This window comes from Serratia sp. YWN4 (assembly GCF_055790845.1).
Map to the genome: position 1 here is coordinate 844,805 of NZ_CM147696.1, position 13,539 is coordinate 858,343.

A 13,539-nucleotide genomic window follows, 5' to 3' on the forward strand; every position below is an offset into this window, starting at 1 on the left:
TCACCCCATTTTAATGGATGTTAAAATGGTTTAACAATACAAGGTAAGTAGGAATATATATGAAAAAGTTAGCAATCGTTGCGTCCCTGGTCGCTGTATTCGGTTCCGTAGGTCTGGTTCAGGCGGCTTCTACCGGTACCATTACCTTTAACGGTAAGCTGACGGCGAATACCTGCGATGTAGTGGTTGATGGTCAGGCTGCCGATGCTACAGTGACTCTACCAACGGTAGGCATCAACCAACTGGATGAGGCAACCAAGACTGCGGGTCAGACTGGCTTTGTTATGGCACTGAACAACTGTGCAGGCACGCTGAAGACCGCTTCTGCCTTCTTTGAAGCGGGCACTTCGGTCGATACCGTGACTGGCCGTCTGAAAAACCTGACCGGTACCGCCAAGGGTGTCAGCCTGCAACTGCTGGACGCGTCCAGTTCGTCTCGGGCTGTGATCCTGGCCGGTAACCAGAACCAGGTGACTAACACAACCTATAAAGACGTTTCCGGTGGCAGCGCTACTCTGCCATACGCCGTGCGTTACTACGCTGAAGCAGCAACCGAAGCGGGTACCGTGGTCAGCAACGTTGTTTATTCTATTCAGTACCAGTAATGGGCTGTGGGAGGGGATCCCCCTCCCAATCCGGGTGTTCGTCAGGAGTTTATTATGCAGTCTCTTTCTCTCAATAGGCGTCAGGTGTTTACCTTTGCCGCCGCCGCCCTGTTCAGCATTCACAGCCTGGCCAGCGTGGTGATAAGCGGTACGCGGGTGATTTATCCTTCTGATGCCAAAGAGGTCAGCGTCAAGATCAACAATGTCGGGCCGTCTCCGGTGCTGTTGCAAAGTTGGATCGATAACGGTGACACCAACGCCAAACCGGCAGCCATCAAAGTGCCATTTGTGCTGACCCCGCCAATGAACCGAGTTGAAGCGAGCAAGGGCCAGACGTTGCGCATCAGCTACGCGGGCGGCGCGTTGCCGATGGATAAAGAATCAGTGTTCTGGTTGAACGTGCTGGAAGTTCCGGCCAAAAGCCCGGCGAAAGACAGTGAAAACCGTCTGCAGATGGCTTTCCGTACCCGTATCAAACTGTTCTATCGCCCGGTGGGCCTGGAAGGCAATGCCAACGATGCGGTCAAAGCGGTGACCTGGAGCAGCCAGGGTAACCGCGTGCAGGTGACCAATCCTACCCCCTATTATGCTTCTCTCGTGGGGCTGTCGATCAACGGCAAAAAACTCGAAAGCGCCATGATTGCCCCACGTTCTACCATGGTACTGGATTTGCCGGGGCAGGCAGGGAGCAAAGTGATGGGTAGTTTTGTCAATGATTATGGTGCAGTGAATACCTTTGACGCTGTTGTGAAATAAGCCGCCGGATAGGCGTAAATAGAGTTAATTACGGTATCCATCATGATTCAGGAAATAAATTCTTGAAGGGATTCTTTATGTCAAAATCTTTGCAATGTGGCTTATATGGCCGACTCTCCCCTTTGGCGGTGGCCATTTTATCGACTTTTTGCGTGGGGCAAGTCAACGCTGAAATGGTTGCTTCTGCTCCACAGGAAGAGATCGCAAAGAATCTGGAGTTCGATGCTTCTTTCCTGAATGTTGATGATCAAAAATCGGTTGACCTCAGCCGCTTTGCCAACGGGTCTTCCGGGCTATCTGGGGTGTATAGAACCGCTTTATATATTAATCATCAGCTCATCAGTAATACCGATATTGAATTCAAGGCGCGGGCAGATAAATCGATCTATCCCTGTCTGACCCAGGATCTCGCTAAAAATATTGCGTTCAATTATGACAAACTGCCTGCCGACTTTTTTAACCAAAAAAATGGCGGTGAGTTGTGCATAGATCTGGAGCACAAGCTGCCCGAAGCGCGAGTCAACTACGACAGTAATGAACAACGCCTGGATATTGTTATTCCTCAGGTCTATATGCTGAATACTGCCAGGGGAACCGTCAGCCCAGAGTTATGGGATCGTGGTGTGCCTGCGTTATTATTTGGTTATAACGTCAATGGTTACACCAGTGAATCGCATGGCAACAGCTTTAATTCGGTGTTTGCCGGGGTGAATGCCGGGGTGAATATTGATGCCTGGTACCTGCGGCATAACGGCTCTTATACCCGTATGGACAACGGGCCGAACCAGTACAGCAATATCAACACCTACCTGCAGCGGGATATCCCGGCGCTGAAGGCGCGGCTGCTGATGGGGCAGTCAAATACCACCGGGCAACTCTTCGATACCTTGCCGTTCTCCGGCATTCAACTGGCCACCGACGAGCGGATGTTGCCAGAATCCCTGCGTGGCTACGCGCCGGAAATCCGCGGCATTGCCCGAACTAACGCCCGTGTTACCGTGCGCCAGAGTGGCCAGGTACTGTATGAAACCACGGTCACGCCGGGGGAGTTCCTGATCAACGATCTGTACCCGACCGGCTACGGCGGCGATCTGGATGTTACCGTGCGGGAGTCCGATGGCACCGAACAGAGCTTCAGCGTGCCCTATGCCTCGGTGGCACAGTTGTTGCGCCCAGGGGCGTCGCGCTATGCCGTTACGGCGGGCGACGTGCGCAGCGATAGTCTGCGTGGGAAACCGGCGTTGTACCAGGCGACCTATCAGTACGGGTTGACTAACGCCATCACCGGTTATGGCGGCCTGCAGGCGAGCCAGGATTATTATGCGCTGCAACTGGGCACCGCAATTGGTGTGCCGATCGGGGCGCTGGCCTTTGATGTCACCCAGGCGCGCACGCATCTGGGAAAAGGCCCGGTAACAGATGATAGCCAGCACCAGTCGAGCAACAGCCTCAGCGGGCAGAGCTATCAGGTGAGCTACAGCAAGCTCATCAGCGAAACCAACAGTAACCTGTCATTGGCAGCCTATCGCTTCTCCACCCATGGTTATATGGACTTTATGACCGCGATGCAGACCCGTGAGGCGGTCGCGAAGGGGTATTCACCGGATGCGATTTCACGCGCCAAAAACCGTCTGACGCTGACCGCCGGGCAGGGGTTACCCGAAGGCTGGGGGCAGTTGTACGTCAGTGGTTCACTACAGAACTACTGGAACAAAGACGGCAGCGAGAAGCAGTACCAGATAGGCTACAACAATCGTTATCAACGCCTTTCTTACGGTTTCAGCATCAACCGCAGCTTCTCCAGCCTGGGAACGGCGCAAACCAATTACCTGTTGAGCTTTAGCCTGCCGTTGGGCCGCGACGATCAGACATACACCCCTCAATTACGCATGGATTTGTCGCATGACAGTACGGGTCGTTATGGTCAGCAGGCCACCGTATCCGGTATTGCCGGGGGGGAAAATCAGTTCAGCTACGGCGTCACGGCCATGAATGCCAATCAGGGTGTGGGTTCCAGCGGCTCGGTGAGCGGTAACTACCGTAGCCCGGCGGCGGCGCTGAGTGGGACTTACAGCACCGGTAAAAGCTACCAGAGCGCCTCTGCCGGGATAAACGGCACGGTGATTGGGCATTCGGGTGGGGTGACCTTTACGCCGTACACCTCGGACACTTTTGCCCTGGTGGAAGCCAAAGGCGCGGAAGGGGCCAGCGTATCGTCCTATCCGGGGCTGCACATTGACCCATGGGGGTATGCGGCCGTGCCTTATCTGAACCCGTACCAGATGAATGAAGTCAGTATTGATCCGAAAGGCACGGCGGCCAACGTGGAGCTGGACAACACCAGCCAGAAAGTGGCGCCGTATTCCGGGGCGGTGGTGAAGGTGAAATACATCACCAAACAGGGCACCCCAATTCTGGTGAATGCGACCTATCAGGGTGAGCCAGTGCCGTTTGGGGCCGATATTTTTGATAGCCAAGGTAACAGCGTGGGCTCGGTAGGCCAAGGCGGGCAGCTGTATGCGCGTGTGGCAGAGGAAAAGGGCCAGTTGCGGGTGAAATGGGGCGAGGGTGGTGAGAGGCAGTGTACGGTCAGTTATCTGCTTATGCCGATCGCTAAAGGGCAGCAACAGACCCAGATACAACAGTTCAACTCCCTTTGTACGGTGCCAACGTCTGAAGCGGCCCAGCAGTCTAAACTGGCAAAAAATGACGCAATATCGGCGATTAACCAGGGTTAGCCGTCCTGTATGACCGCGACTCGGCGGGTGAAGCCAAATAATTTACGTCGCGCAGACGATATAAAAATATAGCAAGTGTGGCGCATACAGTTGTGCCAGAGGTGAAAGAATGAAGAGAATAATACAGTGTATAGCCGGGCTACTTTTGCTCATGGTAGCCAGCAACAACGCCTTGGCGGTAGTCGCCTGTTCAGCAATAAGTGGCACCTCCCGCACCGATATCGTTCAACTCACCCCCGCAGCGATTTCAGCAGGGGCAGATATTCCTATCGGGACGGTAATTTATCAAGGACGTTGGATTAGTGGTTCAACCGGTATCAGTGTAATGGATTGTACATCAACGGTGGATCCCGCCTCTATCTGGCTTAATGTTGCCTGGAGTGTTGAACAGGCACCTCTGCCGCTCTCCAGTTGGTCAGGCAGTCCTTTCGGGGGCGCGGTGTATGAGACGGGTATTCCAGGTATCGGCATTGCCATCTCCCGCAGCAATAATGGTGATGCGGCTAAGATTGGTGTACCGAACTATCAGTTTCCCAACGATATTGAGAACCCGATAACGGGGGGACATTATAAGCCTTATATGGCGAATAGAATTATCTATGTCTCACTGGTTAAAATCGGCGCTATTACTCCAGGGAATCACATCTTGGATGCGTCGAAACTTCCGGTAGCTGGCCTGACTATTATTAATCCGCTGAGTCATCCGGGAACAACTGGGTTACCTATCACGGTTACCCGGGTTCAGTTTCAGGGGCAGTTGACAATATCAGCCCAGACCTGTACTACGCCGGATGTGAATGTCAACATTGGCAGTTACGATACGCGGGAATACTTTACTGGCCAGGGCGCGACGACTCCCTGGGTTGATGCTTCAATCAAGATGACCAACTGCCCGACCTTCTACGGTTTTTATAATGCTGCCAACAGTACGCTGATGTTCGATTACTCTACCGGTAGCGGGCTCGTTGCCGACTCAACCAATAACAGTATTGGCGTGCGATTGACCCCGGCAACGTCGGTGACCGATGCAGCCAACGGGATAATGGCTATCGACTCGACGGTATCAGGAGCTGCTACGGGCGTGGGGATCCAGATCGGTTGGGGAGATAGCAGCCAAACGCCGACGCCATTTAACTTCTCATCCGAACAGGCAATGACGTTGCCGAAAGATGGCAGTTCGACGATCCGTATCCCTCTGTCAGCCCGTTATATTCAAACTGCGGCGAACAAGGCTAACGTTTCGCCGGGGCAGGCGAATGGTAAAATGGTATTTACGATCAACTATTACTAATAGATAAACGACGATACCTTCGGGAGATTATGTAGGTATCGTCATTATTTATAAAAAAGTAATGCCACCATAGGCATTGGTTACGCGGTTTGAGTGAGTGATTTTTTATTTTCTTAATATGCTTTGCCTTTTCTGTGAATTGATGAAATGGATTTTCTATTTAAACTTGAAGCGGATAATGATTATGTTTTTGAATGTAAGCATAGTAACTGAGAATAATTATTTTTTTATTGGGGCTAAAGAGCACCTGCATGGAGGTGGAAGAGTTGTTAAAAGGGTAAATCATTGTGAATTAAGGAGTATCTGTTGGGGTGATTTTAAGGAAGAGGATGTATTGATATTTCATGCGTCAAATTATATTGATGAATTTTTGTTCTTGGTTTCAACGCCTCTTTTCCTAGGGAAGGTAATATTTATCTCGGTAAATGAAAAGATGAAGTTTGACTTGGGTTTTAAAAAACATGTTTTTTTGGATGCGCGTGCAAACATCGATATGATTTTGAATGAGATGACTAAACCGCCCAACAATGAAATTGCTAAAAAAAATTTAACTCGAGGGATATTAACAAAAAGAGAAAAGGTGATATTGCTTCATACCATCAATGGTATGGACATACAATCCATCAGCCAATTTTTAAGCATTTCAACGAAAACCGTGTATGCACATCGACGGAATGCGCTGCATAAACTTGGTGGGCGAAATTTCTTTGAGATATGGCCGATGAGAGAGAAAATCCTAAGGTCGGTAATGTTTTGATTGTTACAATGCCTGTTCATTCATCACTGGTGCTATATCGGCCTGCAAGCCAGCCAGGATTACTCTGCGCTGCAGTTGGGGATCGCGGTTGGAACAACGATAGGTGCTTTTGCGTTTGATGCCACTCAGGCTCGCACCGAGCTGGATAACAGCAATGACGTGGATGGCCAGCAGATTAGCGTATCCGGGCATAAGCATCGGCTCAGTGTGTGAGACCAACTAACCCCTAAACATTCGCGCAGATTGCCGATCAAGGCCAACCTGAGCCAGGTTCAGGGGCAGTTGATGATATCGGCCCAGACCGGCATTCATACGTATAAGCCGTTTATTGCGGTGATTGCCCCATTTTTACCTGCCAGGCCGGGTATTCCTGTTCCAGCAAGCTGCTCGGCCAGTTGCCATACCATGCATAACCGGTACGACGTTCCCGGGCAATATCGCTGTAGTTCTTCACGCGCACGCTGTCGCGGTTGGCCAAAACCACACTGTTATCCCGCAGATCGTAGAAGCGAGCCCATAACAAAGGCGCATTCTTATCCTCTACCAGACGGCGATCTTTATCCGAAGAGTGCCATTCATATTTTTCCGGTGCCGCGTTGAACGTTTCAACCCTCAGGCCGTGGAGCGCAGAGCGCTGCAACCAGGCCGCACCGGCATTGACACTGGCAATAACTTCCGGGGAAGGAGACTCGATGCTCATCAGGTAACGCAGAACCTCTACCGTTTCCTGCGAGACAATGGAGGGTAATTCATAGGAACGCCCCATCATCGGCTCCAGTGTTTTATCATCGTACTGCCCGGCCCAGCCGGTCTTCACACCGTTTTGTACCACCTGCAGTTTGAGCAGACATTCATCGCCGTGAGCGATCGCCTGCTGGATCTGTGTACGCAGGTTGTCATCCACAAAACTGTAGCGCTCTGGCTGCGCAATAATCTGGCGCAACGTAGCGAGTATGCCCGAGGTGACCTCATCGGCAATGGTGATATAAGGGTGGTATTTTTCCTTCGGGGGAACGGTGTGCGGCCAGCCACCGCAACGGCTGTTTTGCTGGGCCAATGTATATTGCAACCCCTTTAAACTGGCGTCACGGTAGGCCGGGTTGCGGGTTGCCTGATAGGCCTCCGCCAGATAGGCAATCTGGGTATAGGTATTACGGTTATCAAAAGAAATCCGCGGTTCTGACTTCATGGCACGGAATTTTTCCTGATCTTCCTGACTCAGGATACGGGCAGGATCCTGGTTCTCTATCCAACCACCGTTGTCTTTCTGATAGAGCAGCACGTTGTTGGCAATAGCCGTGACATTGTCGTCGGCATAGCGAGGATAGTCTTTACCGTTCTTGTTTTGATAATGGTGGATGGCGTCGTAAAAACCCTCCAGAGACAGGGGCGTTTCCTGCGCCGCGTAAGCGACCGAACTCATAAAGATTGCAGAAATAACAGAAAGTAACAGCGTCTTTTTCATCCCGGTGAACCTCTCAGTAAGTGACCAAGCGGCTCTATTATAACGACCTCATTTGTATGAAAAACACGCTGAAATCACAAGTCAAAATATTCTTTCATTTATTTTAAAACTAAATTTCAAAATAAAGTATTAACAACGTCGAACAAAAAATACCGAACCTTCGCAAAGTTAGACGATCACCATCACACTTTTACTCTGCCATTCCGTGACTCTCGTCACGCGTAACTTATTGGCTTTGTGGCGCCTGCCACACTTTCTCTGAATAAGCCGATTTTTACCTCTACGCCCTCCGGCAGCAACGTTTATTTCGCAGGGGAAATGCTTATGCTCATTTCAAGCCTAAGGCACAGCAATATCGAGTTCTAAACTGCTTGCCAGATGCTGAATTCTTTGCGGATCGAGCAGCAATTTAAAGGTATACGGGTGATGCCATCCGGCAGTGGAAAACCACGCTTCTAGCTCAGTCACAAAGTGACGTAGCTTTTGTAACGCGAGGCATAACTGCTGCCGCTGTTCAGGGTGATCGCCATATTTGTGGAGCCACAAACGGAGCGCAAAAGCCTCGGTGATATGGCTGAAAGCGCGCGTATACCAGAAAGCCCGTTCCCAGGTGTCGGTGAGCGTCTGTTTAAAGGCGTCGGTCAGCGCCAGCGCGGGTAATTTCTTGCTCACCTGAGCGCGCAGATATTCGGCCAGAAAGCGGGACTTTTGTTTTTCCAAGATGATGAGCTGCATCTGTTGGTCGCCAACCGCCTCATCATCAGCAGGCATCAAGGGTTGAAAAGACTGCGACCAGTTGGCGCTGCGGGTATCCATATGTATCAGTTGCAGTGCCTGTTCGAAGTCGCAAGGGGGCTGGCTGTGACGCTGCAATAACCTGCCAAGCAGATTCGGCGTCTTGCACATCCAGTCATAGCTGGAGGTGAAAATGGCAAACAGATCGTCGCCCTCCTGCTGTGACAAAGGGCGAAGGCAATACGCCTCCAGCCACTCGGTAAAGATCGCGCGAGGTGGGGCCGCAGGGGTACGGATCAAACGCGAGAGGCCGAACAGGTTCAGCTCATTAACCGAGCCTGACAAGGCATTGTTCGGAAGCCATTCCCAACTGGTGCGTACGGTTACCGCCTCAAGTTCATCGCCTAACGTTTGGGTAGCCCAGTGCAAGCGGCTTTGCAGTTCATCTAATAGGCAACAGGGAAGCAGTGTCCAGCCATATTCGATGCCCCAGAGATCGAATTCAACCCACTTACGGTAGCCGTTCAGACTGGTCAGATTAGGGTTGTTGGCAAAACCAGGGCGATAGTCCAGTTCTGTGGCCTTCAAAGAGGCCCGCACATCATTAGATAAGACATCTAACGCCATCTTTAACTGCTGGCGGGGCCACTCTTTGTCCTGATAGTCGCGCAGAACTAATTGGCACCGCTGAAGGCGCAGGCTCTGGTAGAGGTGCTGTAGCGCCGTTTCCCACTCGTGCTGGCGCACCGGGGGCGTGGAGAGAGACAGCCGCAGCCCGCGTACCGTGGGCAAGTGGCTCAGTATTTCCGGGAGCGTTTCACCGAAAAAAAGATTAAAGAAGGCCGCATCATTGTGCAGGTCACTGGAAAGAAAGTATTCGGGGAATTTGCAGCGCAGCTCATGGCAATCCGGCATCGCCTCGCCCTGGAGCCACAGCTGAAGATGATTTTCTTCGCAGTAGCGCGCCACTTTTTGCAGATAGTGCAGGGCGTTATTGCGGGCCAGCAGCATGTGTTCCACCGAAGCACGCGGACATCGCGGTGAGGGCTTGGCCAGCAAGGCCATCAGCGATTGCTGATGCAGGATCACCCCATTGAACGGGAATTTTTTGAGATAGCGCATCACGTCGAGAAACGTCTCCCACTGCCACATGGCGGGAGTGTTGACCTCAAAAAACAGCAGAGGTACCGGGCTACCCATGGTGCTGCTCCTGGATGCTGCATGAATGCGCCATAAAAGTATGCGGATAGTAGAACGGGGATGGTGGTGAGTCAATCGCGGTCCTGTGATGAAAAGGAAAGGGGAAACGAGTATGAAAACTTATGCACTGGTCGGCTGCGGCGGGCGTTCAGGGATGTATCTGGAGGCGATTGCGAGCACTTACCGACAATCGGCGCGTCTGGTCGCTTTATGTGATACCAACCAGACGCGCATGGACTATGCGAATCGTAACCTGGAACGGTGGGATCATCCGGCGGTAACCACCTGGAAAGCCGCAGACTTTGAACGGATGATTGCCCAGCAGCGGCCAGATATCGTGATTGTCACCAGCGTAGACCGCACGCACGATCGCTACATTATTCGTGCCATGGAGTTGGGGTGCGATGTAATCACGGAAAAGCCCATGACGATCGATGCTGAACGCTGTCTGGCCATCGTTAAAACGGTGGAGCAGACCGGGCGTGACCTGCGGGTAACCTTTAATTATCGCTATGCACCGCATCACAGCAAACTACGCGAGCTTATTCTCAATGGCACGGTGGGCGACATTTTTTCCGTACATTTCGAATGGTTGCTCAATACTCAGCACGGAGCCGATTACTTTCGCCGCTGGCATCGCGACAAACGCAATAGCGGCGGGCTACTGGTACACAAATCCACGCATCATTTTGACCTGGTTAACTTTTGGCTCGACTCGGTGCCCGAGTTTGTCTTCGCCCAAGGCGATCTGCGCTTTTACGGTAAGGAAAATGCCGAAAACCGCGGCGTGACGGAATTCTATCCACGTTGCTATAACCACGAGCACGCCCGTAACGATCCCTTCGCGCTGCACATGGAGGAACGGGCGATGCTGAAAAGCCTGTATCTGGACGCGGAACACGAAGACGGCTACCTGCGCGATCAAAGCGTGTTTAGCGATGGCATCAGCATAGAAGACACTCTCGCGGTGATGGTCAAGTACCGCAATAAAACCCTGCTGACCTACTCCCTCAACGCCTACCAGCCCTGGGAAGGGTTGAACATTGCCTTCAATGGCAGCAAAGGGCGGCTCGAAATGAAGCTGGTTGAGAATTCCTACGTCAACGGCGGTGGGGAACGCAAGGAGGAAGGCAGCCTGATGGATTGTGAGATCACCTGGTATCCGATGTTTGGCGCGCCTGAGCGCATCGCCGTGGAGTATGCAGCAGGCGGGCACGGCGGGGGTGATGCTCTGATTTTGGAGGAACTGTTTGGCAACCCCGGCCCAGATCCCCTTAAGCGACGCGCGGACTGCTATGCCGGTGCCATGTCCATTCTGACGGGGATCTGCGGCAATTTATCCATGCAACGCAGTCAACCCGTTTATCTCGAACAATTACCCGTCGGCAGAAAACTTTTGTCGCGGCACAACAGGGAGCAATAATTATGGCGAAGGGCGATATTTACTCACTCGAATATCATGAATATATCGATGAGAATACCGGATCGCGGGTAGTCAGGCTGACGCCACCCGATGTGATCTGCCATCGTAACTACTTTTATCAGAAGTGTTTTCTCAACGAAGGGCGCTCGCTTATTTTTGCGGCCGAATTCGACGGGTTTCGCAATTATTACCGGCTTGATCTGGCCAGCGGCAAAGCAACCCAACTGACCGAAGGCGCGGGTGATAACACTTTCGGCGGTTTCCTTTCCCCTGACGAGCAGTATCTCTATTACGTTAAAGGCGAACGTAATCTGATGCGGGTGACGTTACAGGATCTGTCAGAGATCTCTGTTTATCAGGTGGCAGATGAGTGGGTGGGCTATGGGACTTGGGTGGCCAACTCCGACTGTACCAAGCTGGTTGGGGTAGAGATCCACCGCGACAGCTGGCGGCCGGTCAGTGACTGGACGGTGTTTCAGCAGTTTTACGATGAGCGGCCGCTCTGCCGCGTGATCCGTATAGATTTACAGAATGGCAACCGCACCACGCTGCTGCAGGATAACCAGTGGTTGGGGCATCCTATTTATCGTCCTTATGATGATAATACCGTGGCGTTTTGCCACGAAGGGCCGCTGGATAGAGTGAATACCCGCATGTGGCTGATGAATGAAGATGGCAGCCAGATCCGCAAGGTAAAACAACCCGCACCGGGGGAAAGCTATACCCACGAATTTTGGGTGCCCGATGGTTCAGCCATGATGTACGTCACCTATGTCAAAAACAGCCCGGTGCGCTATCTGTGCCGTGTCGATCCTGACTCTGGCTTGGATGAAAAAATCGTGGCTATGCCACCCTGCTCACATGTGATGAGTAATGACAATGGGCAACTGGCGGTTGGCGACGGCTCAGGCAAGCCCATCGATATTGTCGACAATGACAACTATGGCGATGCGACAGATCCCTACCTCTATCTTTTCGATCTGAAGAACAAAAAAACTCACAGGATAGCTAAGCACAGCAGTTCCTGGGCGGTGCTGGATGGCGATCGTCAGGTCACCCATCCCCACCCCTCTTTTACACCCGATGAGAAAAGTGTGTTGTTCTCCTCAGACAAGGATGGCAAACCCGCGTTGTACCTTGCCAGCATTCCCGACTCGATTCTCAGCAGTCTTCAATAATAATAAGAGGGTTTAATGATGTTAAAGACACCAGGAACCATTGCCGCAATCTTGTTGCTCGCCAGCTCCGGTATGGCATCGGCGGAAGACGTAGAATTACGATTTTCATGGTGGGGGGGCAATAGCCGCCATCAGGCAACGCTTCAGGCAATCAAAGCCTTTGAGCAGCAGCACCCCAATATCAAAGTACAGGCAGAATACGCGGGCTGGGACGGTTATCTCTCACGCTTTACCACCCAGATTGCCGGTGGCAAAGAGCCGGACGTGATCCAAACCAACTGGAACTGGCTGCCGATCTTTTCCAAAGACGGCTCGGGATTTTATGACCTGCGCCAGGTCGCCAAGACACTGGACCTGACACAGTATGAACCGGATTCGCTGAAAAGTGTGACGGTGAACGACAGGCTTAACGGTATTCCAGTCGCCCTGACCGCCCGCAGTTTTTATTACAATAAAAAGTTCTGGGAAGAGACCAGTGTTGCCTATCCCCAAAGTTGGGAAGAATTGAAAGCCGCAGGCATGGCCTTTAAAGCCAAGAATAAAGACAGTTACCCCTTGGTTCTGGACTATATGGAGTCACTGACTCTGCTGCACTCTTATATGGTGCAGAAATATACTATTCCGGCGATCGATGAGAAAACTGGAAAGTTCAATTACACACCTGCGCAGTGGGAAGAGTTTTTCCAGCTTTATAAAGACTTAGTCGACAGCCATGTCTTCCCTTCCATGCGCGTATTGGCCTCCCACGGCAAAGCCAATACCTGGGAGATGAAACCGTGGATTAACGGCACCTGGGGCGGAGTTTATATGTGGAATACCAATGCCACCATGTATGAAAACAGCCTACAACCACCGTATAACAAACTTGAGTTGGGGCCATTCTTCATGTTGCCAGGTGCCAAGGACGCGGGCCTGTTCTTTAAACCCACTATGATGCTCAGCATCGGCCGTAGCACCCAGCATCCGCAAGAAGCAGCCTTGCTGATTAACTTCCTGATGAATGAGCCCGAAGGGATCAAAGCCATGGGGCTGGAGCGAGGAGTACCGCTGAGTGAAAAAGCCTATCAGCAGTTGGTACAGGACGGCACGATTCAGGAGAGCAGTATCGCTGTTGCGGGGCTGAAATCATTTATGGCGTTGCCGCACAATGTGCCGACTTCCCCTTACTTTGACTATCCGCAATTTGTGTCGCTCTATCACGAAACTATTCAGAAAATCGACCAAGGTGTTTTATCGGTGCCAGAGGCGGCAGCCAGCTTTGCCAAAAATGCCGAACGGATCCTGAAACGCGCTACAAAATAAACTGCATCATCGTCAAGATGAGTTAAAAAAATAAGCTCCCCGGTGGCAGTTGCATCGGGGAGTGCGGCTTCGTCATTTTCCATGGAACG

At 51.8% G+C, this 13,539-nt stretch carries 11 protein-coding genes; 9 read left to right on the forward strand and 2 right to left on the reverse strand.

Translation table 11 applies throughout. The features are described from left to right. Nucleotides 1-59 precede the first annotated feature (59 nt). The 6 genes from ACX9GT_RS03945 to ACX9GT_RS03970 all read left to right on the forward strand — a co-directional run bounded on the left by ACX9GT_RS03945 (nucleotide 60) and on the right by ACX9GT_RS03970 (nucleotide 6,360). Nucleotides 60-605 (forward strand): fimbrial protein, encoded by a 546-nt coding sequence (locus ACX9GT_RS03945; protein WP_473189912.1) that lies wholly within the window; start codon nucleotides 60-62, stop codon nucleotides 603-605. A 54-nt stretch (nucleotides 606-659) separates the two neighbouring features. Beyond that, nucleotides 660-1,361, forward strand: coding sequence for a fimbria/pilus periplasmic chaperone (locus tag ACX9GT_RS03950; protein ID WP_473189913.1), 702 nt, complete (start codon nucleotides 660-662; stop codon nucleotides 1,359-1,361). Nucleotides 1,362-1,438: 77 nt separating this feature from the next. After that, nucleotides 1,439-4,099 (forward strand): fimbria/pilus outer membrane usher protein, encoded by a 2,661-nt coding sequence (locus ACX9GT_RS03955; protein ID WP_473189914.1) that lies wholly within the window; start codon nucleotides 1,439-1,441, stop codon nucleotides 4,097-4,099. A gap of 151 nt (nucleotides 4,100-4,250) precedes the next feature. Next, on the forward strand, nucleotides 4,251-5,390 hold the full coding sequence (locus ACX9GT_RS03960) for a fimbrial protein (RefSeq protein ID WP_473189915.1): 1,140 nt from the start codon (nucleotides 4,251-4,253) through the stop codon (nucleotides 5,388-5,390). 184 nt (nucleotides 5,391-5,574) lie between these two features. Next, nucleotides 5,575-6,147 (forward strand): response regulator transcription factor, encoded by a 573-nt coding sequence (locus ACX9GT_RS03965; protein WP_473189916.1) that lies wholly within the window; start codon nucleotides 5,575-5,577, stop codon nucleotides 6,145-6,147. Then, complete coding sequence (locus tag ACX9GT_RS03970; protein WP_473189917.1) at nucleotides 6,148-6,360, forward strand: fimbria/pilus outer membrane usher protein; 213 nt, start codon at nucleotides 6,148-6,150, stop codon at nucleotides 6,358-6,360. Nucleotides 6,361-6,472: 112 nt separating this feature from the next. On the opposite strand, the gene pelA is transcribed toward ACX9GT_RS03970, so the two are convergent. Together pelA and ACX9GT_RS03980 are read right to left on the reverse strand one after the other, a co-directional pair. After that, entirely contained in the window at nucleotides 6,473-7,612 is a 1,140-nt protein-coding gene (pelA, locus tag ACX9GT_RS03975) for a pectate lyase (RefSeq protein ID WP_473189918.1), read from the reverse strand. 339 nt (nucleotides 7,613-7,951) lie between these two features. Continuing rightward, on the reverse strand, nucleotides 7,952-9,547 hold the full coding sequence (locus tag ACX9GT_RS03980; RefSeq protein ID WP_473189919.1) for a hypothetical protein: 1,596 nt from the start codon (nucleotides 9,545-9,547) through the stop codon (nucleotides 7,952-7,954). A 112-nt stretch (nucleotides 9,548-9,659) separates the two neighbouring features. On the opposite strand from ACX9GT_RS03980, the gene ACX9GT_RS03985 reads away from it, so the two are divergent. Genes ACX9GT_RS03985 through ACX9GT_RS03995 form a run of 3 tightly spaced genes read left to right on the forward strand, consistent with a single transcriptional unit; the run spans nucleotide 9,660 to nucleotide 13,450 of the window. Beyond that, complete coding sequence (locus ACX9GT_RS03985; RefSeq protein ID WP_473189920.1) at nucleotides 9,660-10,970, forward strand: Gfo/Idh/MocA family protein; 1,311 nt, start codon at nucleotides 9,660-9,662, stop codon at nucleotides 10,968-10,970. A 2-nt stretch (nucleotides 10,971-10,972) separates the two neighbouring features. Then, nucleotides 10,973-12,148: an oligogalacturonate lyase family protein gene (locus tag ACX9GT_RS03990; protein ID WP_473189921.1), complete on the forward strand. Its 1,176-nt coding sequence runs from the start codon at nucleotides 10,973-10,975 to the stop codon at nucleotides 12,146-12,148. A gap of 15 nt (nucleotides 12,149-12,163) precedes the next feature. Then, a complete protein-coding gene (locus tag ACX9GT_RS03995; RefSeq protein ID WP_473189922.1) occupies nucleotides 12,164-13,450 on the forward strand; it encodes an ABC transporter substrate-binding protein in 1,287 nt (428 codons plus the stop codon). Nucleotides 13,451-13,539 lie beyond the last annotated feature (89 nt).